The organism is Sphingomonas sp. OTU376 (assembly GCF_038440415.1).
GTDB lineage: Bacteria > Pseudomonadota > Alphaproteobacteria > Sphingomonadales > Sphingomonadaceae > Sphingomonas > Sphingomonas kyeonggiensis_A.
Genome location: NZ_JASATQ010000012.1, coordinates 13,037 through 38,550 on the forward strand (window position 1 = coordinate 13,037; position 25,514 = coordinate 38,550).

Sequence of the window (25,514 nt, forward strand, 5' to 3'; positions counted from 1 at the left end):
GGCGGGCACGGGCCCGCCCCGCTCAATCCTCGCGGTCGAGCACCTGTCGCACCTTGGCGGCAAGCTGGCCGATGCTGAACGGCTTGGCGAGGAAGTCGACGTCATGGTCGAGCATCCCGTTATGCACGATCGCGTTGCGGGTATAGCCAGTGGTGTAGAGTACCGGCACCTGCGGCAGCCGCTCGCGCACCCGCCCGGCCAGCGTCGCGCCGGTCATGTCGGGCATCACGATATCGGTGAACAGCAGGTCGATGCTCGGATGATCGTCGAGCATCGCCAGCGCCTGGGTCGGACCCGAGGCGTGGATGACGACATAGCCCAGGTCGCGCAGCGCATCAACCGACATGATCCGCACCTGCTCCTCGTCCTCGACGACCAGGATGATTTCGCCCTTGCCCTGCGGCAGCTCGGCCTCGGGTGCCGGCACCGCGCGGCGGTCTTCCTCGCCGAAATGGCGCGGCAGATAGAGCTTGAGGATCGTGCCATGGCCGATCTCGGAATAGATCTTCACATGGCCGCCGGACTGCTTGACGAAGCCATAGACCTGGCTGAGCCCCAGCCCGGTGCCCTTGCCCACTTCCTTGGTCGAGAAGAACGGATCGAAGGCGCGTTCGATCACCTCCTCGGGCATGCCGCTGCCGCTGTCGGTGACCGAGACCATCACATATTGCCCCGGCACCACCTCGTTGTGGCTGGAGGCATAGGCGTCGTCGAGATGGGTGTTCGCCGTCTCGATCGTCAGGCGGCCGCCCTCGGGCATCGCGTCGCGCGCGTTGACGCAGAGATTGACCAGCGCGTTCTCGAGCTGCCCCGCATCGATGAAGGCCGGCCACAACCCGCCCGCCAGCACCGTCTCGAAGCGGATCGTCTCGCCGATCGTGCGGCGCAGCAGCTCGGACATGCCGGCGACCAGCCGGTTCACGTCGAGCGCGGCCGGGGCCAGCGGCTGGCGACGGGCGAAGGCAAGCAGGCGCGAGGTGAGCTGCGCGGCGCGCTCGGCGCCCTGCAGCGCACTGTCGATCGACTGGGCAGCCTTGGCGGGATCCTTGAGGATCCGCCGCTTGGCCATGTCGAGCGATCCGATCACGATCGCCAGCATGTTGTTGAAGTCGTGCGCGATGCCGCCGGTCAGCTGGCCGATCGACTCCATCTTGCCGAGCTGGCGGAGCTGCGCTTCGGCGGCCTCGCGCTGCTCGGTCTCCGCGAGCAGCTGGCCGTGCGCGGCCTCCGCCGCATCACGGGCCAGCACGGCGGCGTGGGTGCGCCGCATCGCCGTGCGCGTGACGAAGAAGGCCACCACCGCCACGCCGATCGCGGTCAATGCCAGCCACAGCAGCAGCAGGTTGGTCTGCAGCACGGCGTGCCGGTTGCGCTCGGCGAGCAAGGCCGCCTCATGCGCGCGCATCTCGAGGATGAGCGCGCGGATCTGCCGCATCTGGTTGAGCCCGACACCGGTCTTCACCCCGGCGGTGACGCCCGCGGTATCCCCGCGCCGGATCATCTCGATGAACTGGGAAAGCCGGGCAAGCCGTTCGGTGGCGAGCGTGTCGAGCCTGGCCGCACGCTTGGATTCGACCGGACTGTCGGCCACCAGCCGGTGCAGCTCGTCCAGTTCGCTGCGCAGGCCCTGCTGGCCAAGCGTGAACGGCTCGAGATAGGCTTCGTTGCCGGTGATCAGATAGCCGCGCTGGCCGGTCTCGGCCTGCTGCACGACCGAGAGCACGCTGCTCAGCTGCTCTTCCACCTCGAGGGTGTGCGCCACCCAGCGCTGCGACTGTCGTTGCCCCTGTACCAGGAACACCGCGCCGATCAGCGCGGCGGCAAGCAGCGCGAAGGAAATCAGGAGGGCGACAAGCCCGGGATCCCGTTGTGCGCGCGGCAACGCGCTGCCGACAGCGGGAGGAAGGGCCGAACTGGAATCGCGCCCTTCCGGCACCTCAGTTCAGTCGGCCGAGCCCGGCGATGGTCTTGTCGACCAGTGCCTTGTCCGCTTCGGCGCCGTGCTTCTCCGCGATGATCGCGCCGGCAGCCGCGGCGGCGGCATCGGCGGCCTTGGCACGGACTTCGGCGATCGCGGCGCGCTCGGCGGCGGCGATCTTGTCCTCGGCCATCTTGGCGCGGCGCTTGGTCAGTTCCTTGGCGTCCGCCTCGGCCTTCTTGAGCAGCGCGGCGGCTTCCGCCTCGGCATGGGCGACGATCGCGGCGGCATCCGCTTCGCTCGAGGCGTTGCGCGCCTTGGCCGCGGCCAGCTCGGCCTCCGCTTCGGTGCGCAGCGCGGTCGCCTGGTCGAGCTGCTGGCGGATCGAATCGATCTTGGCGTCGAGCATCTTGCCGATCATCGCCGGCACGCGCTTCCACAGAATGATGCCGACCACCACGAGCATCGCGATGGCGACGAAGCCCGGCGCGGTGATGCCGAACGCCGACGGCTCATGATGAAGTTCCACGGTGCCGGTCTCCGCCTTCATGCCATGAGGTTGTTCAGCCATTGGCCAGCGCCGCCTTCACTTGCTTGGTAACCGACGCACGGTCGGCCTTCACGCCCGAGAGCTTGGCGACGATGTCCTGGACGGCGTCCACCGTCTCGGCCTCGATCTCGCCCAGCGCCTGGGTCTTGGTCGCTTCGATGCGCACGGTAGCCTCGGCGATCTTCGCCTCGGACGCGGCATCGCCCTTCTTCACCTCGGCCTCGGACTTGGCGGTCGCCTTGTCCTTGGCCTTGGTCACCGTCGCGAGGGCAGTGGTCCGGGCCGATTCCAGCCCGGACTCATATGCCACGTCGGACGCGTGGGCAGCATCTCGGGCAGCCTCAGCCGCGGCGAGGTCCCCGGCGATGCGGGCGTTGCGGTCTTCGACCGTACGCTCGATCTTCGGAACCATCGCCTTGCCGATCCCGAAATAGATGAGCGCAAACACGATCGCGAGCCAGAAGAGCTGCGACGCGTAGATCTCAGGGATTTGGGATAGCTGCGGCATCTTGGCTGTCCTTGAACCTTAGCCCTTGACGACGAACAGGATCAGGATCGCGACGACGAACGCGATCAGACCCAGAAGCTCGGCACCGGCGAAGCCGATGAACAGGCGGCCCTGCTGGCCGTCAGCTGCGCCCGGATTGCGCAGCGCGCCCTCGAGGAACGAACCGAACACGTTGCCCACGCCGAGCGCGGCCAGGCCGATGCCGATCGCCGCGAGGCCGGCACCGATGTACATTGCACCAACGTCAGTCATTTCTAGCTCCCTACGTAATCCAATAAACCAAACGAACAGCGCGACTTAGTGCAGGTGCACCGCGTCGTGGAGATAAAGCGAGGTCAGCAGCGCGAACACATAGGCCTGGATCGCGCAGACCAGCAGTTCGAGCGCGCTCACGCCGATGATCATCAGCATCGATGCGAACCACACGCCATAGCCGATGCCGCCCGCGTTGAGGCCCTGCACGGCGAAGCTGCCGAACACCTCGAGCAGGATGTGCCCGGCGGTCATCGCGACGAACAGTCGCAGGCCCAGCGAGAACGGACGCACCATGAACGAGATGAACTCGACCGGGATGATGACCGGCATCAGCCACAGCGGCGCGCCGTGCGGCACGAACAGGCCGAAGAACTTGAAGCCATGCTTCCAGAGGCCGACCGCGAGGACGATGCCGAACGAGAAGAAGGCCAGCACCGCGGTCACGGTGATGTGACTGGTCACCGCGAAGGTGTGCAGCCCCGGCACCACCGCCAGCGGCAGGATGCCCACCAGGTTGGCGAACAGGATGAAGAAGAACAGCGAGAAGATGTACGGGGCGAACTTCTTGCCGCCCTTGCCGATGCTGGTGTTCACCATCGAATCGATGAAGCCCACCGCGCCTTCGGCCATCAGCTGCCACTTGCCCGGGATCAGCGAGCGCTTCATGCCGCCCAGCATGAACACGAACAGCAGGCCTGCCACGACGAACATGAACAGGGCCGAGTTGGTGAACGAGAGATCGTAGCCAAGCAGGTCGAACTTGATCAGCTTGCCGACCTCGAACTGCTCCATCGGATTGATTGCGCCGGCGCTCACTCAACGCGCTCCTTCGAGATCTTGTAGATGTTGCGGAAAGCCGCCGCGATCGACAGCACGAGCAGGGTCAGCAGCAGCCACGGGCTGGTACCCAGCCAATGGTCGAGCGCATAGCCCAGGATACCACCGCCGAGCGGCATGCCGATCAGGTCCATCAGCACGCGCGAGCCCTGCTTGTAGCCCTTGGCATCGGCAGGCGCCTTGACGACCTCGCCGGTGCGCGCAGCCTCGGCCGCCTTGGCATCGGCGATGCGGCGGTCCAGGTCGCTCGGAGCACGGTCTTGGGTCAAGGCGGTCAAGGCGTTCCAGATATGAAAAAAGCCGCCGAGAGAGCGGCGACATTGAGCATCGCCGACTGTTTCAGCCGCGTTGCTCGGGCGCTTTAGGAATGCTGGCCGGGCGAGTCAACTCTAACGCCAAATCGGCGAAATCCTCGCCTTGAATAACTGTGGATTTGCAGGAACAAATCGCGGATGCCCGAGGCCCCGGACAATAGCGGTCACCGCGCGCGCCTGCGCCGCCGCCTGTTCGAGGGCGGGCCGGACGCGTTGCTCGATCACGAGCTGATCGAATATCTGCTCGCGCTGGCGATTCCCCGGCAGGATACCAAGCCGCTCGCCAAGGCGCTGCTCCACGAATTCGGCGGCATCGCGGGGTTGTTCACCGCCGATGCCGAGGCGCTGGCGCGGGTAAAGGGCATGGGCGAGACCAGCGTCGCCGCCTTGAAGGCTACCCAGGCCGCCGCGCTCCGCCTGCTGCGCGCCGAAGTCGCCGAGCGGCCGATGCTGTCCAACTGGCAGGCGCTGCTCGACTATCTCCGCGCCGACATGGCGCACCACAGCACCGAGCGTTTCCGGGTGCTCCACCTCAATTCGAAGAACATGCTGATCCGCGACGAGCTGATGAGCGAAGGCACGATCGACGAGGCCGCGGTCTATATTCGCGAAGTGATCCGCCGCGCGATCGACCTGGGCTCGGCCGCGCTGATCCTGGTCCATAACCACCCCTCGGGCGACCCCTCCCCCAGCCGCGCCGACATCGAGATAACCCGCCAGATCGCCACTGCCGCCAAGGGATTGGGAATATCGGTGCACGACCACATCATCATCGGCCGCGACGGGCATGCGTCGCTGCGGGGACAGGGACTGATCTGACGACACGACACGACACGACGCGGCAGCAATTGCCCTCCGGTCGGACCAGTGCCACGAACGCGGCATGCGTGATGAAGCAACCTCGGTTTCCGATGCCCCCGCGATCATCGAGTTCGCAGCCTGGCACACCCCCGTCGAGAACGAACCCCTGGCCCTTGGCCGACTGAATTTCGACCCAGGATCGCCGCTGGTTACCTATCCGGACGAAGGTGCCTTGCACTCCCGCCGACACAATCCGCATCGAACCACGAATTCGAAGCGACCTTCATCTCGATTGAAAGCGAAAGGGTGGTCCGGGTCACGTCCAATGAGGTGATCGCATTCCGCGTCCTCGATGAGAATGGACTTCTCGACCTGTGGCACGCTTCCGCCTCGACACCCCGGCCCGGCCAGACAACCTTCCGCGCCACCGGTCACCCTTGGTCACAGGAAAGCTTTCTGGCGTTTCTCGGCGCAGGAGATTGTCCGCGATTCAGTTATTTCATCGCGACCAGCGACCTGTGCCTCGAACTGGTTTGCTCTGCCGATCCCGCCGTGGAGATCGTCGGGCCTGCCCTTGTCGCGCCGCCCGGCCGATCCGCCTGACCAGCGGCCCACATCATTCCGCCCAAACCAAACGGCCGCCGGAGGCAAGTCCGACGGCCGTTCGGGAGTAAGCGCCATGCGTATGGCGGCGCGACGAAACTCTTAGCCGGGCTGCTTCGGCGTCAGGAACACCGTCAGCTCCTGCTTGTTCACCGACGCGTTCTTGTCGGTGTCCGCGCTGGTGAAGGCCTGGCTCGACCAGCTGGTCGCCTCGGCCGTACCCGGCTGGAAGCTCGGCTCCGAAGCCTTGCGCAGCGAGCCCATCCATTCGGCGAACTCGGCCTGGTTCAGCTTGCCATCGGCATCCTTGTCATAGCTGCCGAAGTCGCGGCCCACCGCCTGGGCGACCTGCTCCTGCGTTGCAGCCGGAGTCGCCTCGGGCTTCGTGGTTTCCGCCACGCCGGTGGCGGGCTGGGCCGGAGCCGCCGCGCCGTTATCCTGGGCGACGCTCTGGGCGGGCTGCGCCGGCTGGGTCGACGGATCGGCCGGAGCCGGATTCGCCTGCGCGGTAGCTGCCTGTTCCGGAGTGCCCGGCGCCTTGTCGTCGGTTACAGGCGGAGTTGCCTGTTCCGGAGCGGGGGCAGTCTGCTGCGGCTGGCTATTATCCTGCGCGGGCGTTTCCTGCGCAAAGGCCGGAACAGCAAACAGCATAGAAGTAGCAAGAAGCATTGGCTTCAACATTTGCAATTCTCCTGTGTTGTTTCGGACGATTATTATAACCATCCATCTTTAGATCTATTGATCCATTCACGGTAACAACAATCTATCTAGGGATGTTGTTCCGGATTTCAGCCGTTGCAGCCTCAGCCTACCCCTGCTAGGTGCCGCCTCGTCGCATTTGATTTGCCCTGTGGCGCGCCTGCAACGGCCGCGCCGGCCCGAGAAAGGAAAATCCATGGTCCCCCGCTATTCGCGCCCCGAGATGACCGCGATCTGGTCCCCCGAAGCGCGCTTCCGCATCTGGTTCGAGATCGAGGCGCACGCGACCGAGGCGCTGGCCGAACTCGGCGTGGTGCCGAAGAGCGCCGCCAAGGCGCTGTGGGACTGGTGGGCGACCAACCCGGCGATCGACGTCGCCGCGATCGACGCGATCGAGGCCGTGACCAAGCATGACGTGATCGCCTTCCTCACCTGGGTGGCCGAGCAGGTCGGCGACGAAGCGCGCTTCATGCACCAGGGCATGACCAGCTCGGACGTGCTCGACACCTGCCTCGCGGTCCAGCTGGCGCGTGCGTCGGACATCCTGCTCGCCGATCTCGACCAGCTGCTCGAAGTGCTCAAGCGCCGCGCCTATGAGCACAAGCTCACCCCGACGATCGGCCGCAGCCACGGCATCCATGCCGAGCCGGTCACCTTCGGCCTCAAGCTCGCCGAGGCCTATGCCGAGTTCAAGCGCAACAAGGAGCGCCTGCTCGCCGCCCGCGCGGACATCGCCACCTGCGCGATCTCGGGCGCGGTCGGCACCTTCGCCAATATCGATCCGCGCGTGGAGCAGCATGTCGCCGACAAGCTCGGCCTGTCGGTCGAGCCGGTCTCGACCCAGGTGATTCCGCGCGATCGCCACGCGATGTTCTTCGCCACGCTCGGCGTGATCGCCTCGTCGATCGAGCGCCTCGCCGTCGAGGTCCGCCACCTCCAGCGTACCGAAGTGCTCGAGGCCGAGGAATATTTCTCGCCCGGCCAGAAGGGCTCGTCGGCGATGCCGCACAAGCGCAACCCGGTGCTCACCGAGAACCTGACCGGCCTCGCCCGCATGGTGCGCAGCGCGACTGTCCCGGCGATGGAGAATGTGGCGCTGTGGCACGAGCGCGACATCTCGCACTCCTCGGTCGAGCGCTATATCGGCCCGGACGCGACGATCACGCTCGACTTCGCCCTCGCCCGCCTCACCGGCGTGATGGACAAGCTGCTCGTCTATCCCGAGCGCATGCTGAAGAACCTCAACAAGATGGGCGGCCTCGTCCATTCGCAGCGCGTGCTGCTCGCGCTCACCCAGGCCGGCGTCAGCCGCGAGGACAGCTATCGCCTCGTCCAGCGCAACGCGATGAAGGTGTGGGAATCGGACGGCCAGCTCTCGCTGCTCGAACTGCTCAAGGCCGATCCCGAAGTCACCGCGGCGCTTTCGGTGCAGGAGCTCGAGGACAAGTTCGACCTCGGCTATCACTACAAGAATGTCGACGTGATCTTCGATCGCGTCTTCGCCTGATCCGGCAATTTGCGTCATCCTGGCCCATTGCCGGGATGACGCGCCTCCCCCGGCATCTGCCCGCCGGATTTCCCCGCGCCCATCTTGATGCAGATCAGCGCGCCGGGCAGTGGCAGCAACTACGGATGGGCATAGACCGTCTCCTGCGCAGCCCGGCAGCGCCGGAGACCGCAATCGCCGCGGCACCTGCGACCTTTGCGGCCTTCGAGCGTTCAGCGGTCAACTGGAGAAGGGCAGAGATTGGCGACGGACAGTAATTTCGAGGTCGATCTCACCAATTGCGATCGTGAACCCATTCATGAGCTGGGCGCCGTCCAGCCCTTCGGATTCCTGCTCGCGCTCTCGGTCGACTGGCTGATCCGCCGCGTCTCCGCCAACGCCGAGCAATATCTCGGCACGCCTGCCGACGACCTGCTCGGCACGTCCGCGGTGCCCTTGCTTGGCGAGCATGCCGTCCACACGCTGCGCAATCGCCTTGCCATGCTCCGCGGCAATGACGCGGTGGAACGCGTCTTCGGACTGAAGATCGCCAGCGGCCGCAGCTTCGATTTCGCGCTCCACATGATCGGCGACACGATCGTCCTCGAAGGCGAGGAAAGCCGCGACGAGGCCACTACCGATGTCGGCTCGGCGATCCGCGCGATGATGGCCCGGCTCGACGAGACCAGCGATTCGGCGAGCTTCTACCGCGAGGGCGCCCGCCAGGTCCGCGCGCTTACCGGCTTCGACCGCGTCATGGTCTATCGCTTCGATCGCGACGGCTCGGGCGTGGTGGTTGCCGAAGCCGCGCGCGCCGGCATCGGCAGCTTCCTCGACCTGCGCTATCCCGCCAGCGACATCCCGCAACAGGCGCGCAAGCTCTATGTCCGCACGCCCTTCCGCATCATCGCGGACGTCAATGCCGAGCCGGTTCCCGTCCTGCCCCGGCTCGACGAGACCGGGGCGCCGATCGACCTGTCGCTCTCGGTGCTGCGCTCGGCCTCGCCGATCCATATCGAATATCTCAAGAACATGGGCGTCGGCGCCTCGCTGTCGATCTCGATCATCGTCGAGGGCCAGCTCTGGGGCCTGTTCGCCTGCCACCATTATTCGGCCCGCTGCCCCAGCTTCGAGCGCCGCTCGATCGCCGAGCTGTTCGGCCAGATGTTCGCGCTCAAGCTCGAAAGCCGCGAGCGCAAGGAGCTGGCCGCGTACGAGATGGCCGCACGCTTCTCCAGCGACCGGCTGCTCGCCGCGGTCGCGGGCGATTCGACGCTGCTCGACAATCCCGAATGGCTGGGCACGACGATGCGCGAGACGGTGCCGTGCGACGGCGTCGCGATCTGGCTCGACGGCAAGGTCGCCTATTCGGGCATGACCCCGCCGGCCGAGGCGTTCAGCGCGATCACCCGCCGGCTCAACGCGATGGCCGCTGGCAAGATCTTCTCGACCGATCGCCTGGCCGACACGCTGCCGACCGCCTCGGACTATGACGATGTCGCCGCCGGCATGCTGGCGATCCCGATCTCGCGCCGCCCGCGCGACTATGTCCTGCTGTTCCGCCAGGAGAAGATCCGCACGGTCAAATGGGCCGGCGATCCGCACAAGCCCGCCCAGCTCGGCCCCAACGGCCCGCGCCTCACCCCGCGCAAGAGCTTCGAACTCTGGTCGCAGGAAGTCCGCGGCCGCTCCGAGCCTTTCAGCAACGCCGAGCTGCGCGTGGCGGAGATGCTGCGCGCCTCGCTGATCGAAGTCGTGCTGCGCCTCAGCGACGATGCCCAGGAGGAGCGCCGTCGCTTTTCCGAGCGGCAGGAGCTGCTGATCGCCGAGCTCAACCACCGGGTCCGCAACATCCTGAGCCTGATCCGCGGGCTGGTTCGCCAGTCGCTCGATCCGGAATCGGACAAGCGCGAAACCATCCACCTGCTCGAAGGCCGGATCGAGAGCCTCGCCCGCGCGCACGACCAGATCACCCAGGACAATTGGTCGGCGGCCCCGCTCTCCCGCCTGATCGAGACCGAAGCCGCCGCCTATCTCGGCGGCAAGGCCGGCCGCGTGTCGATCGAGGGACCGGCGGTGATGCTGCACCCCCAGGCCTTCTCCACGCTTGCCCTCGTCTTCCACGAGCTGATGACCAATTCGGCCAAATATGGCGCGCTTTCCGACAACGGCACCGTCAACGTCGTCTGGCAGCTCGATCGCGAGGGCGATCTGGAGATCGAGTGGTTCGAGCGCGGCGGCCCGGCCGTCCAGCCGCCGAAGCGCCAGGGCTTCGGCACCACGATCATCACCCGCTCCATCCCCTATGACCTGGGCGGCCGGGCGGACGTCTGCTATCCACTCACCGGCCTCGAGGCCAGTTTCTGCGTCCCCGCGCGCCACATCGAGATCGACGGAAACCGCGTGCTCGGCCCCGCGCCCACGCCGCAACCGACTGCCGGCGAGGAGGTCGCCAAGCTGCTCTCCGGCGTGGTGCTGCTGGTCGAGGACAGCCTGATCATCGCGATGGACGCGGAGGATATCCTCACCCGGCTCGGCGCCCGCCGCGTCGTCACCGCCGGCACGCTCGCCCAGGCCCGCGACGAGATCGGCCGCGAGGCGTTCCAGGCCGCGGTGCTCGACGTCAATCTCGGTGCCGAGACCAGCCTGCCCCTCGCCGACGACCTTGCCGCCGCCGGCGTGCCCTTCCTGTTCGCCACCGGCTATGGCGAACAATTGAAGCTCCCGCCCGAGCATGCCGAGGCGCTGGTGACGCAAAAGCCCTACACCCTCGCCAGCATCTCCCGCGCGCTCACCAGCCTGCTTTCAATGTAGGATTTCAACCGATACGACTCGCTGCGTTCGCCAGATCGCAGGGTTGGATCGTATCGATATTCGCATGCGGGTTCCGCAAACCCGCCGTCACCCTGAACTTGTTTCAGGGTCCAATGTGCCTCAGGCGGTATCGCTGGGGGGGAGAGTTGGATGCTGAAACAAGTTCAGCATGACGAACGCGTCTGGATGCGTCCGGCCCTTCTTTCGCGCGAAGACTGAGAAGAAGGATCAGGGCATGCCAATCGGCGCATCGGTGGGGAAGAACGGCGTCAACGACCTGGCCGACGTCCTCGTCGTCCAGCACCTGCTCAACGACTGGCTGGGCTTCACCGGCCAGAAGCTGCTGCCGACCACCGGCGAATGCGGCACGCTCACCATCGCGGCGATCGCCGGCTATCAGGGCAAGGCCCTCGCCATGCCGGCGCCCGACGGGCTGATCTCCCCCGGCGGCAAGACCTGGCTCGCGCTCGCCGCCGGCCAGGGCACCCGCCCGCCGCTCTCGGGCGCGGACTGGTGGAATGCCAACCAGGCCAGATATCCGAACAGCGCCGCGGTCGCCGACCTCGTCCAGCCCTTCCGCGACAACGTCGCCGCCTTCCTCAAGGCGCTGAAGGACGCCGGCGCCACCGTCACCATCTCCTCCACCCGCCGCAACGCGACGCGCGCGCACCTGATGCACTATAGCTGGCGCGTGGCGAACGGTTCGGTCGCGCCGAACAAGGTCCCCGCCTTGCCCGGCCTCGCCATCCGATGGGACCATGGCGACCTGGTCAGGTCGAAAGCCGCCGCGCAGCAGATGGTCAAGCTGTTCCAGATCGCCTTCGAGCCCTCGCTCACCTCACGCCATATCGAGGGCCGCGCGATCGACATGACGATCGGCTGGACCGGCACGCTCAAGATCAGGGACAAGGCCGGCAAGACCCGCGAGATCGGCACGCCCCGTGCAGGCGATACCAATACCGATCTCCACAAGCTCGGCGCCGGCTACGGCCTCATCAAGCTGCTCAGCGACCCGCCGCACTGGAGCGACGACGGACGGTAGCCTTCCCGGATCCTTCCCCTATTTGCTGGGGGAGGGGAGGATTTATTCCCCCTCGCCCGCCGCGTCGAACCGCCGCCGCGCCGCTTCCAGCTCGGGCAAATTCGCGGTCACCCATTGCCCCAGCGCGATCACCGGCACCTGCAGCGAGCGCCCGAGCGGAGTCAGCGTATATTCCACGCGCGGCGGGATCGTCGGGAACACTTCGCGCGTCACCAGCCCGTCGCGTTCCAGCCCGCGCAGGGTGAGCGTCAGCATCCGCTGCGATACCCCGTCGATCCCGCGCTGCAGCTCGCTGAACCTCTTGGTCCCGTCGCTCAGCATCATGATCGTCAGGATGCTCCATTTGTCGCCGATCTTGGCGAGCATCGCGCGGACCGGGATGCAGCTCTCATGCCCGCCGCCCGCATGTGCGCCGCTTACATGGATGTGCCTGGGTTCCAGAAATGTGCCTCCTTGTGGCGATGCGACCACCGCATCATTTGATCCTAGGTTACGATTCGTAACCGGAAAGGGTCTCAATTTCCATGCTCAATCTCGCACTCATCATCGGCAGCACCCGCCCCCAGCGCTTCGCGGACGTTCCCGCCCAGTGGATCGCCGCCGGCGCCGCCGAGCGTAGCGACTTCCACCTCGATATCCTCGACCTGCGCGACCAGAGGCTGCCGCTGTTCGAGGAGCCGGTCGCCCCGGCCTGGACGCAGGGCGTCTATTCCAATCCGCTGGCCGAGGAATGGCGCCAGAAGATCGGGAAATATGACGGGTTCATCATCACCGCCGCCGAATACAACCACGGCCCGACCGCGGTCCTCAAGAACGCGCTCGATTCGGCGACCTTCGAATGGCGCCGCAAGCCGGTGGCGTTCGTCGGCTATGGCGGCGTCGGCGGCGCCCGCGCGATCGAGCAGCTGCGCGGCGTCGCGGTCGAGCTGCACATGGCGCCGATCAAGGCCGAGGTGAATATCGGGATGGAGCCGTTCCTCGGCATCCTCCAGCAGGGCAAGACGCTCGACGACTATCCCCATCTCGCCGCCGCGCGCACCACGGTGTTCGACGAGATCGCCTGGTGGGGCAATGCGCTCAAGGCCGCCCGCGCCGCCTGAGCCCTGCCCACAAAGAGACGGGGCCCGGCGTTTCCACCGGGCCCCTGCCTCCTGCTTGAAGTCCGTCGGGACTTTAGCGGCAGCGACGGCCGCCGCTGTTGTCCTTGTCGATCGCCTGGCCGAGCAGGGCACCGCCCAGCGCGCCGAGCAGGGTACCCGGGGCACGATCGCCGTAGCGGTCGATGCTGCGGCCGACCAGGGCACCGGCGACACCGCCGATCAGCAGGCCGGTGGTACCATCCGAACGGCGGCAATAGTTGCGGCCGTCGCGGCCACGCCAGCTCGGGCCGTTGTAATAGCCGCGGTCGTTATAGCCCCGGTCATAGCCGCGATTGTCGTAGCTGCGCTCGTAGCGGCCGTGATCGCGATAGCCGTCATAGCCACCATAACGCTGCGCGGCAGCCGGGGTGGACAGGGCGGGAAGGGCAACGGCCATGGCCGTAAGGCCCAGAAGCGTCTTGCGCATAATCTCAACTCCTCTTCTGGCCGGTGCCTGAGCACCGGGGATGAGATGGTTCTATGCGAGTCGCGCTGAGGCGATGCTGAACTGGGTTTGCAGCTTACGTTAACGTAACGAGATATGCCCTCACGCCCCGGCAGCATCTTCCCGCGCATTGGTACGATCCGTGTCGTGGCGGCGCTCGCCCTGCCGGCATCCGCCTTGGTCGCGCGCCGCTTGCCGCGGCGGGCTTTCGCTGCCTCGACTGCGCGGTCCTGCTGGGGAGAACGCTCGATGATCGCCAAGTTCGTGCCCGGCATCGCCGGCCTGGTGCTGGCACTGGCCGCGCCGCCCGCCGATGCCCAGGACGATGCCGCCCGCACCGGCCGCTGGGCCGACGGCACGGAATTCCGCTTCCATCGCTATGTCAATTTCTGGCGCCAATCCCCGCCGGGCACCATGCTGGGCGAGACCGATGACGAACGCGCACCGGGCCAGGTGCTGCCGGCCCTGTTGAGCACGGACGGCCGTCCCATCTCCGCCGCCGAGCGCGCGCTGTTCGAGCGCAAGGCACGCGTCGCGCTGGATGCGCTGCTGGCCCAGCCGTCGCTCCGCGATCCGCACGGCTATGCGGTCAGGCCGCGCATCTCGATCGGACGCGACCGGTTCGGCAGGCTCTCCGCCACGCTCAGCATCTTCGCGCCGCGGATCCGGCTGGCCGATCCGCGCACCACCAACGTCGCCGGGCGCTACTTCACCCCGGACGAGGCACCCGAGCTGCGGGTGCGGATCAACCATGGCCAGCAATGGCTCAACGAAATCCCGGTGCGCCGCGGCCGCTACAATGGCGCCCTCACCGGCGAGGCGAAGGGGGAGCCCTTCTTCCATGTCGCCACCAATGGCCGCGATCCGCTCGTCTCGACCTGCTGCGATTACAAGGGCCAGCCCCAGGCCGACTGGAACCCGAATTTCTACGATCCCGCCCGCCCGGGCAGCGAGATCCAGTATGTGTCCGGCATGGTGATCTACGACAACCACCGCCGGGGTGCGCTGTGGGACGGCACCTCCCCGCCCGACGGACCGGTACCGCGCCTGCTCGCCGCGCTGTTCATGACCGACTGGACCGACATCACCCGCCGGATGAACGCCGCGCGATAGGCGCCCAGGAAAAAGCCCCCTCCGCGCGGGGCGAAGGGGGCTGATCTTCCAGCGACTGGAACCGGGCCTCAGCCCAGCGCCGCCTTGAGCTTGGCGAAGAAGCCGGTCGCCTGCGGGCATTCGTCGCCGGTCTCGGTCGAGCGGAATTCCTCGAGCAGTTCGCGCTGCCTGGCAGTCAGCTTGCTCGGCATCTCGACGACGAGCTCGACGACCAGGTCGCCGCGCCCGCGCCCCTGCAGCACCGGCATGCCGGCACCGCGCTGACGCACCTCGCGGCCGCTCTGCGTGCCCGCGGCGATCTTCACGACATGCTTCTCGCCGTCCAGGCCGGGGATGACGATCTCGCCGCCCAGCGCCGCGGTGGTGAAGCTGATCGGCGCATGCGCGAACAGGTTGGTACCCTCGCGGTCGAACAGCCCATGCTTCTTCACATGCAGGAAGATGTAGAGGTCGCCTGCCGGCGCGCCGCGCGCCCCTGCCTCGCCTTCGCCCTGCAGGCGGATCCGCGTGCCTTCGTCCACGCCGGGGGGCACATTGATCTTGAGCGTCTTGGTCTTGTCCGCCCGCCCCTCTCCGCGGCAGTCGCGGCACGGCTCGTCGATGATCTCGCCGGCGCCGTGGCAATGCTGGCAGGCGCGCTCGACCATGAAGAAGCCCTGCTGCGCGCGCACCTTGCCGTGCCCGCCGCAATATTTGCACTGAGTCGCCTTGGTGCCCGGCTTCGCGCCGGTGCCGTCGCAGGTCTCGCAATGGCCGGAGACATCGACGGTGATCTCGGTGGTCGTCCCGTGGAACGCGTCCTCGAGCGTGATCTCCATGTCGTAGCGCAGGTCGGCGCCGCGGCGCTGCTGGCGCGGGCCGCCGCGTCCGCCGCCCATGAACTCGCCGAACACGCTTTCGAAGATGTCGCTGAACGCGCCGAAATCCTGCGGCCCGCCGCCGCCACCGCCGCCCATGCCGTTCTTGAAGGCGGCATGGCCGAAGCGATCATAGGCCGCGCGCTTCTGGGGATCCTTCAGGCAGTCATAGGCTTCGTTGATCGCCTTGAACTTGCCTTCGCTGTCCTTGCAGCCGGCGTTCTTGTCCGGATGATACTTGATCGCGAGCTTGCGATAGGCGGACTTGAGCGTGGCCTCGTCCGCGGTGCGCTCGACTTCGAGCAGCTCGTAGAAATCGACTTCGGTGGTCATTTAAAGCACTGGCCCCCGCCTTCACCCGGCACTCCCGACGCACTGTCGGGAATGCCGGGGAAAGACATGTAGTTACGCCTTGTTGTCGTCCACCTCGGAGAACTCCGCATCGACGACTTCCTCGCCGCCTGCTTCGTTCCCGGCAGCGGCACCGGCCTGGGGCGAAGCCTCGGCCTGCTGCTGCTTCTCGTAGATCGCCTGGCCGAGCTTCATCGCCACCTGGGCGAGGTTCTGGCTCTTGGCCTGCATGTCGTCGGCGTCACCGCCTTCGATCGCTGCCTTGGTCTCGGCCAGCGCGGCCTCGATCTCGGCCTTCAGCCCGCCATCGACCTTGTCGCCATTCTCGGCGAGCTGGCGCTCCGTCGTGTGGACCAGGCTCTCGGCGTTGTTCTTCGCCTCGGCCGCGGCACGGCGCTTCTTGTCCTCTTCGGCGAAGCTCTCGGCGTCGCGGACCATCTGCTCGATGTCGCTGTCCGAAAGACCGCCCGAGGCCTGGATGCGGATCTGCTGCTCCTTGCCGGTCCCCTTGTCCTTGGCCGACACATTGACCAGGCCGTTGGCGTCGATGTCGAAGGTCACTTCGATCTGCGGCACGCCGCGCGGCGCCGGCGGGATGCCGACCAGGTCGAACTGGCCGAGCAGCTTGTTGTCCGCCGCCATTTCGCGCTCGCCCTGGAAGACGCGGATCGTCACGGCCTGCTGACCATCGTCAGCGGTCGAATAGACTTGGCTCTTCTTGGTCGGGATCGTCGTGTTGCGGTCGATCATGCGGGTGAACACGCCACCCAGCGTCTCGATGCCCAGCGACAGCGGCGTCACGTCGAGCAGCAGCACGTCCTTGACGTCGCCCTGGAGGACGCCGGCCTGGATCGCCGCGCCGATGGCGACGACTTCGTCCGGGTTCACGCCGGTGTGCGGCTCCTTGCCGAAGAACTCCTTCACGATCTGGCGGACCTTCGGCATGCGGGTCATGCCGCCGACCAGCACCACTTCGTCGATCGCCGCGCTCTTCACGCCGGCATCGGCCAGCGCCTTGCGGCACGGCTCGAGCGTGCGCTGGATCAGGTCCTCGACGAGGCGCTCCAGCTCGGCGCGGTTGATCGTCTTCACCAGGTGCTTCGGCCCGTTGGCGTCGGCGGTGATGAAGGGCAGGTTCACTTCGGTGGTCTGCGCGCTCGAAAGCTCGATCTTCGCCTTCTCGGCCGCTTCCTTCAGACGCTGGAGAGCCAGCTTGTCCTTGGTCAGGTCGATGCCCTCGGCCTTCTTGAAGTCGTCGGCCAGGAACTGCACCAGCTTGGCGTCGAAGTCCTCGCCGCCCAGGAAGGTGTCGCCGTTGGTCGCCTTCACTTCGAACACGCCGTCGCCGATCTCGAGCACCGAGATGTCGAACGTGCCGCCACCAAGGTCATAGACCGCGATCGTCTTGCCGTCGTTCTTCTCGAGGCCATAGGCGAGCGCGGCCGCCGTCGGCTCGTTGATGATGCGCAGCACTTCCAGGCCCGCGATCTTGCCGGCGTCCTTGGTCGCCTGGCGCTGCGCGTCGTTGAAATATGCCGGAACCGTGATCACCGCCTGGGTGACGTTCTCGCCGAGATAGGCCTCGGCGGTTTCCTTCATCTTCTGCAGGATGAAAGCGCTGATCTGCGACGGGCTGTAGTCCTCGCCGCCGGCCTGCACCCAGGCGTCTCCGTTGGAGCCGCGCACGATGGTGTAGGGCACCAGCTCGGTGTCCTTCTTGGTCACCGGGTCGTCGAAGCGGCGGCCGATCAGGCGCTTCACCGCGAAAACCGTGTTGTCCGGATTGGTCACTGCCTGGCGCTTGGCCGGCTGACCGATCAGGCGCTCGCCATCCTTGGCGAAGGCGACGATCGAAGGCGTGGTACGCGCGCCTTCCACATTCTCGATTACCTTGGGCTTGCCGCCCTCCATCACTGCGACGCAGCTGTTGGTCGTCCCCAGGTCAATACCGATAACTTTAGCCATGGTCCCTCGTTGGCCCCCAGTAAAATTCAAACACTTGGCCCCCAACGCCCCTGCTAGGAGGCAGCGCGGAGAACCGATCACGTTGCCGGATATAGGTGCGCGCACGCTTGCCGCAAGAAGCAGGGCTTTCTAAGGGCTTTCCCGAAATGGGAGTATGGCGGATGCGGCGGTTTTCAGCGATCGTTACGATGGTGGCACTTTCCGCCTGCGCGCCCAAGGGTGAGCTTTCCGCGAGCAATGGCTGGGTTCGCCTGCCCGCCGTCGCCGGCCAGCCGGGTGCCGCCTATTTCACCGTGCGGGGCGGCGCCGCCGCCGACACTCTCCTCGCCGTCTCCTCGCGCGCCGCTTTGAAGGCCGAGCTGCACGAGAGCATGAAGGGCGACCACGGCATGATGGCCATGGAACCGCTCAAGGACGTCGCCGTCCCCGCCGGCGGGAAGCTGGAATTCGCCCCCGGCGGCCGTCACGTCATGCTCTTCTCGATCGGCCCAGCGGTGAAGCCGGGCCAGAAGGTGCCGCTCCAGCTGTCCTTCGCCAGCGGCAAGACGCTGCAGATCGACGCCCAGGTGATCGGCGCAGGCGATCCCGCGCCGGGAAGCTGAACCCCATACACGTGCGGCGCACACCCTGGCTCGGCAGTTCCCGGCCCTCGCCGGGGAACTGGATGCGTTGAATGTCGGTACAGCCATCCGGCCCGATTTATGAACGGCAGGACAGGTTAAGCTACTGTAGTTGCACGGATGCGTGTTTCTCCGTAACCCTCCGTAAACCACTTCTCCCCCATTATGGTGGCAAGGCCCAGAAGACTGGGTGACCCGCGTCGGGTTGCGGGTCGGAGTGGTCGCGTGATGGAAGATCGGCAGGCATCGCGGTTCATGACGCGCCTCGCGCGCGACCGTCGCGGCAACACGCTGGCGATGATGGCGGCGATGCTGATCCCGCTGGCCGGCTTCTGCGGCGTCGCGATCGACACCGCCCGCCTCTATGTCGTCAAGACCCGCCTCCAGCAGGCCTGCGACGCCGGCGTGCTCGCCGGGCGCAAGTTCATGACCGACACCTCGCTCAGCAACACCAATCTCGATTCGACCGCGTCGGCCCAGGCGCAGACTTTCTTCGCCAACAATTTCCGCACCGGCTGGTTCAAGACCGCCACCGCCACCTTCACGCCAACCAAGACCTCGAACGCCCAGGTCGCGGGCACCGCCCAGTCGACCGTGCCGATGACGATCATGTCGATCTTCGGCATGACCAGCCAGACCATCACCGTCACCTGCGAGGCGAGCTACGACATCGCCGATACCGACGTGATCTTCGTGCTCGACACCACCGGCTCGATGGCCTGCCTGCCGCAGGACGACGACACCACCTGCAACGCCTATGTCGGCGCGGCGGGCACGACCAGCTACAGCCGCCCGGCCGACGGCGCCGCCAGCGGCAATGACAGCGTCGCCGGCTATCCGGGCAGCACCGCCTATTACGTCCCCGAGAAGAGCGGCTCGCGCATCGCGGCGCTGCGCTCGGCGGTGCTCAGCTTCTACGACACCATGGCCTCGGCGGCGGACCCGTCCACCCATATCCGCTACGGCTTCGTCACCTACACTTCGACGGTGAACGCCGGCAAGGCGATCACCGCGCTGTCACCCGCCTATATGGTCGGCGGCACCGGCAGCGCGAACACCCAGTGGAACTATGAATCGCGCTACCAGACCGGCACCTATTACGGCACGCCGACCTGGCGCTATCAGCAGCTCGATTTCGACGTGCGCAGCTTCGTTTCCGGCACGACCGTCACCGATCCCAGCAAGACCACCGGCGCCACCAGTCGCTGGACCGGATGCATCGAGGAACGCAACACCACCGCCGGCACGATGAGCTTCAATCAGGCGTCACTGCCGCCGGATCTCGATCCCGACCTGGCGCCCAATTCGAACATCGACACTCAGTGGAAGCCGATGTGGCCGGAGCTGTTCTACGCCCGCAACAACTACAGCAGCACCGGCAGTTCGACTTCGACCGGTGACAATTCGAGCAACCCGAATATCGGCAGCACCCCCTATTACCAGGCGGGCTATGTCTCGTGCGGCAAGCCGGTCGCGCGGCTCGACACCATGTCGCGCACCGATGTGTCGAACTACGTCAACGCCACCGATTTCCGCCCGATCGGCGGCACCTATCACGATACCGGCATGATCTGGGGCACGCGCCTGCTCTCGCCGACCGGCCTGTTCAAGGCGGACACCGCCGCCTGGCCCGGCCGCCAGGCGCCCAACCGGGTGATCGTGTTCCTCACCGATGGCGACATGTCGCCGAACACCGGCGTCTACGGCATGTACGGCAATGAATATTATGATCGCCGGGTCAGCGGCGGCGATTTCACCAATCTCAAGGCCTATCACAACGCCCGCTTCCTGGCGGAATGCAGTGCGGCCAAGGCGCGCAACATCCAGGTGTGGACCGTCACGATCGATTCCTCGGCGACCACCGAGATGAAGTCCTGCGCCACCACCACCAGCCAGGCGCTCGCCACCACCTCGGGCACCGGCCTGTCCACTGCCTTCGCTGCCATCGCCAAGCAGGTGGCGATGCTCCGCGTGTCGCAGTGACGCGTATCCGCCGGCTCCTGCCCCGGCTCGCCCGCGATGTCCGCGGCGTGACGGTGGTCGAGTTCGCCTTCGTGCTGCCGGTCATGCTCGTGCTGATGATGGGCATGTGCGAGCTCGGCTATCAGGCCTATGTCCAGTCGGTGGTCACCGGCGCGGTGCAGAAGGCCGGGCGCGACAGCGGCATCCAGGGCGCCACCGCCGCCACGATCGATGCGCGCGTGCTCTCGCAGATCAAGTCGGCGGCCCCCAGCGCGGCCTATGCCACCGGCTATCCGACCCGGAAAAGCTATACCAACTTCAGCGCGATCGCGCCCGAGCCGTTCGTCGATACCAACGGCAACGGCACGCGCGAGACCGGCGAGTGCTACACCGATGTCAACGGCAACGGCCAATGGGACGCCGATGCCGGCCGCACCGGCCAGGGCGGCGCCAACGACGTGACCGTATTCACCGCCCAGATCACCTATAACCGGCTGTTCCCGGTGGTGAAGCTGCTCGGCTGGTCGGGCAGCGCGACGCTCAGCGCCACCACCACGCTGATGAACCAGCCCTACGCCACCCAGAACATCCCCTCGCCCGCGACGATCTGCACATGAAACTCCGCCTCCCCCTTCCCGCGCTGCTCCGCCGGCTCGCGCCCGCCACCCGGGGCGTGGCGATGCTCGAATTCGCGCTGGCGCTGCCGGTGGTGCTCGTGCTCGGCTGCTACGGCGTCGAGACCGCGAACCTCGCCATCGCCAATCTGCGCGTCAGCCAGCTCGCCTCGAACCTCGCCGACAATGGCTCGCGCATGGGGCTGATGAGCAGCACCAGCTCGGTCGTCCAGCTGCGCGAGCTCGATCTCAACAACGCGCTCCAGGCCGCGCGCCTGCAGGGCGACTCGCTCGACATCGGCAACAATGGCCGGGTGATCCTGTCGAGCCTCGAATATATCCAGCAGAGCTACGACACCGCCCCGGTGATGCGCATCCACTGGCAGCGCTGCTTCGGCAAGAAGAGCGGCACCAACTATGATTCGAGCTACGGCACGACCAGCGCCGCGGCGGGCACCGATGCGACCAAGGCCAATGCCGGCACCACCGTCACCGGCATGGGCGATCCCGGCGCCGTCGTCACCGCGCCCAGCGGCTCGGGGCTGATCTTCGTCGAAGTGAACTATGATTATCAGCGGCTGTTCGGCTCCACCTTCATGGGCCCGGCCCGCCTCCACTACGTCGCCTCGTTCATCGTGCGCGACCGCCGCGACTTCGCCCAGCTCTACAACCCTGCGCCCGCCGCCACCCGCTCGACCTGCGACAAATATACGACGTGAGTTGCCGCGGCGGCGATCCGCGCTATCCTCCCTGCCCAACCCGCAGGGAGGCCCGTCTACATGCCGCAAGTCCTGGATCGTTTCCGCTCCTCCACGCTCGGCTGGCTGATCGGCACCGTCGCCGGCTGGGGCACCTGCTTCCTGTTCCTGCTCGGGCTGGCCGGCACTTTCTACTTCCTGGCGCAGGGCACCCTGGTCGGCGCCGCATGGGTCGCGCCGCTGCTGCTCGCCGTCGCGATCGTCGTGCTGATCCTCAAATGGTTCGAGAATCTGGGCATCGCCTATGAGGTCACCGAGGACCGGCTGATCCTGCACAAGGGCATCGTCCAGAAGTCGATCGACGAGATCGAGCTCTACCGGGTCAAGGACGTCCGCATCGACTTCTCGATCATCAACCAGCTGGCCGACATCGGCACGATCACCATCGCCTCGTCCGACGAGACCACGCGCGACGCGCCGCTGGTGATCCGCGACGTGGCCCAGGCCCGCGCCCGCCGCGAGAAGCTTCGCGAGCTGGTCAACACCGCGCGGCGCAACCGCGGCGTCCGCGAGATCGACATGGTGCACGAGGATCTCGGCGAACCGCCCTTGAGCTGACACGTATCGGCCTGCCATCCTCTTCATGCCGAACTTGTTTCAGCATCCAACTCTCCACGAGCCATATCGCCGGTGGGACGTTGGACCCTGAAACAAGTTCAGGGTGACAGGTTGTGGGATGGCCTCGCCACCCTCACGCAGCCCTCACCGCTTCTCCAGCACCGCCAGCCGCCGCCCGATGATCGCGGTCTGCACCACGAACAGCGTGATCAGGATCGCCGCGATCGCGCCAACGAAGGTGTCGAACGCCGGCACCGGGCCGATATGGTCGCGGCCGGGCCCGACGATCAGCATCGCCACGGTCATCGCGATCAGCATCAGCCGCAGCTCGGTCGGCCCGGCGGCGACATAGGACAGCCGCAGCTCGCCGGTCACCCGCGCCGACAGGAAGGCGTGCACCGACATCAGCAGGTACCCCGCCAGCGCGATCATCGCGATGTCCATCGTCACGAAGGGCGACAGGCCGATGCCCGCCACGATCATCAGATTGGCCAGCCCGTCGCAGCTATGGTCGATGAAATAGCCATAGGAGGGCCGCTCGATCTTGCGGAACCGCGCCAGGCTGCCGTCCATCGAGTCCCCGAACCACTGCACCGCATAGCCGGCCAGCGACAGCAGCAGCCACAGCGAGGAGAGGTTGCTCGCGACATAGCCCAGGAACACCAGGAACGCGCCGACCATGCCCAGGGCGGTCAGCCGGTCGGGGGTGACCGAGGGCGGCATCTTCGAGCAGAGCCAGATCAGCAACCGGCGCTCGTGCCGTGCCAGCCAGTTTTCCTGAATCCGCGTCAGCGCGGCGCCGTTACCCGAGGGAGTCGTCATGGGGCGCTATGGGGCATGCCCTGCCCTCCGGCAATCGAATAGTCGTAACAGAAGCGTCACATGTCCCGAATGGAGAGCGGTTCACCGCGCCACCGCGATCTCCCGCTCGACGCCGATCGCTTCCAGGAACGCGCGGTCATGGCTCACCACCAGCAGCGCCCCGTCATAGCCCGCCAGCGCCGCCTCCAATATCTCCACCGATTCCATGTCGAGATGGTTGGTCGGCTCGTCGAGCAGCAGCAATTGCGGCACCACCTCGCCGCCCAGCACACAGGCCAGCCCCGCGCGCAGCCGCTCGCCGCCGCTGAGTTCCCCGGCCGGCTTCAGCGCATCCCGGTTGCGGAACGCGAAGCGCGCGCAGGCCGCATGGGCCTCGCGCTCGGTGGCGTCGGGATGCAGCCGCCGGAAATTGTCGAGCACGCTCGCGCCATCCTCCAGCAGCGCGACATGCTGGTCGAGCATCGCCACCCGCCCCTCGGCGCGCACCACCGTGCCGCCCGTCGGCGCCAGCACGCCAGCCGCGATCCGGAGCAGGCTGGTCTTGCCCGCGCCATTGGGCCCGGTCACCGCCACCCGCTCGGGCCCGATGATCTCGAAGCGCCACGGCCCGAACCGCCGCGCGCCGCGCGCCAGCACGACATCCTCGAACGCCAGCAACCGCCGGTTCGCCGGCAGCCCGGTCGCCGGCAGCGCGATCACCAGCGGCGTCACCACCTCGACCCCGGCCCGCGCCGCCGCCAGCCTTTCCCCGGCCTCGCCGACGAGCCGCTCGCCCACCCCGGCGCCGCGCCCGGCCGAATTCTCCGCCCGCTCCTTCTGCCGCCCCAGCAGGATCTTCGGCGCCGATCCGCTGGCGGCATAGGCCCGGCCCGCGCGATCCCGCCGCGCCTGCCGCTCGCGCGCCTGCTGCGCCCCCGCCTCGGCCCCGCGCAGCGCGTCGCCCGCGCGCTCCAGCTCCGCCGCCGCCCGGCCGCGCTCGGCCTCCCGTGCTTCGGCAAAGCCCGACCAGCCGCCGCCGAACACCCGCGCGCCCAGCGGCGTCAACTCGACGATCCGGTCCATCGCCTCGAGCAGCGCGCGGTCGTGGCTCGCCACCAGCACCCCGCCGCGCCAGCCCTCGACCAGCGCCATCACCGCCGCCCGCCCCTCGGCATCGAGATTGTTGGTCGGCTCGTCGAGCAGCAGAAGGTCGGGCGCATCGAGCCGCAGCCGCGCGATCCCCACCCGCGTCCGCTCGCCGCCGGACAGCGTCGCCACCCGCCGGTCGAGCGCCATCGCGCCCAGCCCCGCGCCGGCCAGCGCCGCCTCGACACGCTCTTCCAGCGTCCAGTCCGCCTCGGCAAGGTCCGCCTCGCTGCCCTCGCCCGCCAGCACCCGGCCCAGCCGTGCCAGCCCGCCGCGCACGCCCAGCACTTCGTCGATCCGCCAGTCGCCCGGCCAGGACTGGCGCAGTACCCCGACGCTGCCGGCACGCACCACGCTGCCGCCCGCGGGCGCGATCTCGCCCGCGACGATGCGCAGCAAGGTCGACTTGCCGCTGCCGTTGCGCCCGACCAGCCCGGTGCGTTCCCGCCCCAGCGCCAGCGTCAGATTGTCGAAGAGCCGGCTGCCCTCAGGCGTTGCGGCGGAAAGCGAATCCAGGGTTACGAAGGACATGGGGCACCTGCAGACAGGACGAGACGATCGGGCGAACGATGGTCATTTCCTGGCGCATGATGGGTACTCCGTTGGACTGCGAGTGCGCTATCTGGCGCGCGGGGCGATCGATGACAAGCCCGGACCCGCACGCTAGCCTGCCCCCCAGGAGGGGCCAGGTGACGACATTGCAAGACGAGGTGCGCCGCCGGAAGCGTAACACCCGGCTGAACCTGATCGCCTTTTCGCTCCTGTGCTTCTTCGGCCTCGGCGCGATCCTGCTCCGGGGCACCGCCACCAGCGATACCCTTGCCTCCGATCCGCAGGCCAGCATCCTCGGCCCCGCCGCGCTCGGACTGCTGTGCTGGCTGCTCAGCTTGCTCGTGCTGCTCGGTATCAGGCCGCTGAGCTGGAAGACCCTGGTGGCAGCCTTCTTCCTCTCGCTGTTGACCGGCCTGGGGGCGACGGCCTGCACGATTCTCGTCCTCGAACGGCTCCAGGAACGCGCCGAGTTCGGCCACGGTCCGCTGCGCCAGAAACAGGCCGATCTCGCGATCGCGGAGGCGGTGTACTTCCGCGGCAAGTCCGGCCGCTACGAGATCACGCTCCGCGACTATTCCAGGAGCTTCACCGTCGACGAAGCCGACTATGCCGCCGCCTTTGGCGAAGCGGAGCACGTCCGCCCGCGCGGCCGTTGCGCCCGCGTCACCCTGCAGAAATCCGCCCATACCCTGCGGATCATCGGCCTTGAGCGCGGCGCCCTCCCGCGCGGCACCCTGGTCCGCTGCCGGCCCGACACGCCTGCGCCAAGCTGGTGACAAGCCGCCGGCCACCCGCCATCTAGAGCG

At 67.1% G+C, this 25,514-nt stretch carries 26 protein-coding genes; 13 read left to right on the top strand and 13 right to left on the bottom strand.

Annotated features, from left to right (window positions below):
• Nucleotides 1-22 precede the first annotated feature (22 nt).
• From AAHM44_RS07430 to AAHM44_RS07455, 6 genes are all read right to left on the bottom strand, one after another.
• Complete coding sequence (locus AAHM44_RS07430; RefSeq protein ID WP_342249552.1) at nucleotides 23-1,882, bottom strand: CHASE3 domain-containing protein; 1,860 nt, start codon at nucleotides 1,880-1,882, stop codon at nucleotides 23-25.
• A 55-nt stretch (nucleotides 1,883-1,937) separates the two neighbouring features.
• Nucleotides 1,938-2,489 (bottom strand): F0F1 ATP synthase subunit B family protein, encoded by a 552-nt coding sequence (locus AAHM44_RS07435; RefSeq protein WP_184169043.1) that lies wholly within the window; start codon nucleotides 2,487-2,489, stop codon nucleotides 1,938-1,940.
• Nucleotides 2,482-2,976: a F0F1 ATP synthase subunit B family protein gene (locus AAHM44_RS07440; protein ID WP_269572742.1), complete on the bottom strand. Its 495-nt coding sequence runs from the start codon at nucleotides 2,974-2,976 to the stop codon at nucleotides 2,482-2,484. The genes AAHM44_RS07435 and AAHM44_RS07440 overlap by 8 nt, the downstream gene beginning before the upstream one ends.
• Before the next feature lie 18 nt (nucleotides 2,977-2,994).
• Nucleotides 2,995-3,210 carry a F0F1 ATP synthase subunit C gene (locus AAHM44_RS07445; RefSeq protein ID WP_086130767.1) on the bottom strand — a complete coding sequence of 72 codons (216 nt, stop codon included), beginning with the start codon at nucleotides 3,208-3,210 and terminating at the stop codon, nucleotides 2,995-2,997.
• A gap of 63 nt (nucleotides 3,211-3,273) precedes the next feature.
• Nucleotides 3,274-4,047, bottom strand: a complete 774-nt coding sequence (locus tag AAHM44_RS07450) for a F0F1 ATP synthase subunit A (RefSeq protein WP_342249553.1) — start codon at nucleotides 4,045-4,047, stop codon at nucleotides 3,274-3,276.
• Entirely contained in the window at nucleotides 4,044-4,346 is a 303-nt protein-coding gene (locus AAHM44_RS07455) for an AtpZ/AtpI family protein (RefSeq protein WP_446745967.1), read from the bottom strand. The genes AAHM44_RS07450 and AAHM44_RS07455 overlap by 4 nt, the downstream gene beginning before the upstream one ends.
• A gap of 174 nt (nucleotides 4,347-4,520) precedes the next feature.
• Here AAHM44_RS07455 and radC point away from each other — a divergent pair, with 174 nt between their 5' ends.
• On the top strand, nucleotides 4,521-5,201 hold the full coding sequence (gene radC / locus AAHM44_RS07460) for a RadC family protein (RefSeq protein ID WP_269572743.1): 681 nt from the start codon (nucleotides 4,521-4,523) through the stop codon (nucleotides 5,199-5,201).
• Between the two features lie 312 nt (nucleotides 5,202-5,513).
• Entirely contained in the window at nucleotides 5,514-5,786 is a 273-nt protein-coding gene (locus AAHM44_RS07465) for a hypothetical protein (protein ID WP_342249554.1), read from the top strand.
• A gap of 102 nt (nucleotides 5,787-5,888) precedes the next feature.
• On the opposite strand, the gene AAHM44_RS07470 is transcribed toward AAHM44_RS07465, so the two are convergent.
• Nucleotides 5,889-6,437, bottom strand: coding sequence for a hypothetical protein (locus AAHM44_RS07470; protein ID WP_269572744.1), 549 nt, complete (start codon nucleotides 6,435-6,437; stop codon nucleotides 5,889-5,891).
• A 244-nt stretch (nucleotides 6,438-6,681) separates the two neighbouring features.
• Here AAHM44_RS07470 and purB point away from each other — a divergent pair, with 244 nt between their 5' ends.
• The 3 genes from purB (at nucleotide 6,682) to AAHM44_RS07485 (ending at nucleotide 11,827) form a co-directional block, all read left to right on the top strand.
• A complete protein-coding gene (gene purB, locus AAHM44_RS07475) occupies nucleotides 6,682-7,992 on the top strand; it encodes an adenylosuccinate lyase (protein ID WP_184169049.1) in 1,311 nt (436 codons plus the stop codon).
• 240 nt (nucleotides 7,993-8,232) lie between these two features.
• Nucleotides 8,233-10,785: an HWE histidine kinase domain-containing protein gene (locus AAHM44_RS07480; protein WP_342249555.1), complete on the top strand. Its 2,553-nt coding sequence runs from the start codon at nucleotides 8,233-8,235 to the stop codon at nucleotides 10,783-10,785.
• Between the two features lie 235 nt (nucleotides 10,786-11,020).
• Complete coding sequence (locus AAHM44_RS07485) at nucleotides 11,021-11,827, top strand: hypothetical protein (RefSeq protein WP_342249556.1); 807 nt, start codon at nucleotides 11,021-11,023, stop codon at nucleotides 11,825-11,827.
• Nucleotides 11,828-11,869: 42 nt separating this feature from the next.
• On the opposite strand, the gene AAHM44_RS07490 is transcribed toward AAHM44_RS07485, so the two are convergent.
• Nucleotides 11,870-12,193, bottom strand: coding sequence for a winged helix-turn-helix transcriptional regulator (locus AAHM44_RS07490; protein ID WP_269572747.1), 324 nt, complete (start codon nucleotides 12,191-12,193; stop codon nucleotides 11,870-11,872).
• Between the two features lie 158 nt (nucleotides 12,194-12,351).
• Between AAHM44_RS07490 and AAHM44_RS07495 the strand changes: the two genes are divergently transcribed.
• Nucleotides 12,352-12,927, top strand: a complete 576-nt coding sequence (locus AAHM44_RS07495) for an NADPH-dependent FMN reductase (protein WP_342249557.1) — start codon at nucleotides 12,352-12,354, stop codon at nucleotides 12,925-12,927.
• Nucleotides 12,928-13,000: 73 nt separating this feature from the next.
• Here the strand turns inward: AAHM44_RS07495 and AAHM44_RS07500 are convergent, their stop codons facing one another.
• Entirely contained in the window at nucleotides 13,001-13,393 is a 393-nt protein-coding gene (locus tag AAHM44_RS07500) for a glycine zipper 2TM domain-containing protein (protein WP_269572749.1), read from the bottom strand.
• A 267-nt stretch (nucleotides 13,394-13,660) separates the two neighbouring features.
• Here AAHM44_RS07500 and AAHM44_RS07505 point away from each other — a divergent pair, with 267 nt between their 5' ends.
• Nucleotides 13,661-14,524 carry a hypothetical protein gene (locus AAHM44_RS07505; protein WP_269572750.1) on the top strand — a complete coding sequence of 288 codons (864 nt, stop codon included), beginning with the start codon at nucleotides 13,661-13,663 and terminating at the stop codon, nucleotides 14,522-14,524.
• A 68-nt stretch (nucleotides 14,525-14,592) separates the two neighbouring features.
• Here the strand turns inward: AAHM44_RS07505 and dnaJ are convergent, their stop codons facing one another.
• Both dnaJ and dnaK read right to left on the bottom strand, forming a co-directional pair.
• Nucleotides 14,593-15,714, bottom strand: a complete 1,122-nt coding sequence (gene dnaJ / locus AAHM44_RS07510; protein ID WP_269572751.1) for a molecular chaperone DnaJ — start codon at nucleotides 15,712-15,714, stop codon at nucleotides 14,593-14,595.
• Between the two features lie 72 nt (nucleotides 15,715-15,786).
• The gene (gene dnaK / locus AAHM44_RS07515) at nucleotides 15,787-17,697 is read right to left on the bottom strand and encodes a molecular chaperone DnaK (protein ID WP_269572752.1); all 1,911 of its coding nucleotides are present in this window, start codon (nucleotides 17,695-17,697) and stop codon (nucleotides 15,787-15,789) included.
• 161 nt (nucleotides 17,698-17,858) lie between these two features.
• On the opposite strand from dnaK, the gene AAHM44_RS07520 reads away from it, so the two are divergent.
• The 5 genes from AAHM44_RS07520 (at nucleotide 17,859) to AAHM44_RS07540 (ending at nucleotide 22,209) form a co-directional block, all read left to right on the top strand.
• The gene (locus tag AAHM44_RS07520) at nucleotides 17,859-18,299 is read left to right on the top strand and encodes a copper chaperone PCu(A)C (RefSeq protein ID WP_342249558.1); all 441 of its coding nucleotides are present in this window, start codon (nucleotides 17,859-17,861) and stop codon (nucleotides 18,297-18,299) included.
• Between the two features lie 273 nt (nucleotides 18,300-18,572).
• On the top strand, nucleotides 18,573-20,300 hold the full coding sequence (locus AAHM44_RS07525) for a TadE/TadG family type IV pilus assembly protein (RefSeq protein ID WP_342249559.1): 1,728 nt from the start codon (nucleotides 18,573-18,575) through the stop codon (nucleotides 20,298-20,300).
• Nucleotides 20,297-20,896: a TadE/TadG family type IV pilus assembly protein gene (locus tag AAHM44_RS07530; RefSeq protein WP_269572755.1), complete on the top strand. Its 600-nt coding sequence runs from the start codon at nucleotides 20,297-20,299 to the stop codon at nucleotides 20,894-20,896. Before AAHM44_RS07525 ends, AAHM44_RS07530 begins: the two co-directional genes overlap by 4 nt.
• On the top strand, nucleotides 20,893-21,612 hold the full coding sequence (locus AAHM44_RS07535) for a TadE/TadG family type IV pilus assembly protein (protein ID WP_269572756.1): 720 nt from the start codon (nucleotides 20,893-20,895) through the stop codon (nucleotides 21,610-21,612). The genes AAHM44_RS07530 and AAHM44_RS07535 overlap by 4 nt, the downstream gene beginning before the upstream one ends.
• Before the next feature lie 60 nt (nucleotides 21,613-21,672).
• The gene (locus tag AAHM44_RS07540) at nucleotides 21,673-22,209 is read left to right on the top strand and encodes a PH domain-containing protein (RefSeq protein ID WP_342249560.1); all 537 of its coding nucleotides are present in this window, start codon (nucleotides 21,673-21,675) and stop codon (nucleotides 22,207-22,209) included.
• Between the two features lie 144 nt (nucleotides 22,210-22,353).
• On the opposite strand, the gene AAHM44_RS07545 is transcribed toward AAHM44_RS07540, so the two are convergent.
• Together AAHM44_RS07545 and AAHM44_RS07550 are read right to left on the bottom strand one after the other, a co-directional pair.
• Nucleotides 22,354-23,031 carry a CDP-alcohol phosphatidyltransferase family protein gene (locus tag AAHM44_RS07545; RefSeq protein ID WP_269572758.1) on the bottom strand — a complete coding sequence of 226 codons (678 nt, stop codon included), beginning with the start codon at nucleotides 23,029-23,031 and terminating at the stop codon, nucleotides 22,354-22,356.
• Nucleotides 23,032-23,112: 81 nt separating this feature from the next.
• Nucleotides 23,113-24,687 (bottom strand): ABC-F family ATP-binding cassette domain-containing protein, encoded by a 1,575-nt coding sequence (locus AAHM44_RS07550; RefSeq protein ID WP_342249561.1) that lies wholly within the window; start codon nucleotides 24,685-24,687, stop codon nucleotides 23,113-23,115.
• Between the two features lie 158 nt (nucleotides 24,688-24,845).
• On the opposite strand from AAHM44_RS07550, the gene AAHM44_RS07555 reads away from it, so the two are divergent.
• Nucleotides 24,846-25,484 (top strand): hypothetical protein, encoded by a 639-nt coding sequence (locus AAHM44_RS07555; RefSeq protein WP_342249562.1) that lies wholly within the window; start codon nucleotides 24,846-24,848, stop codon nucleotides 25,482-25,484.
• Nucleotides 25,485-25,514 lie beyond the last annotated feature (30 nt).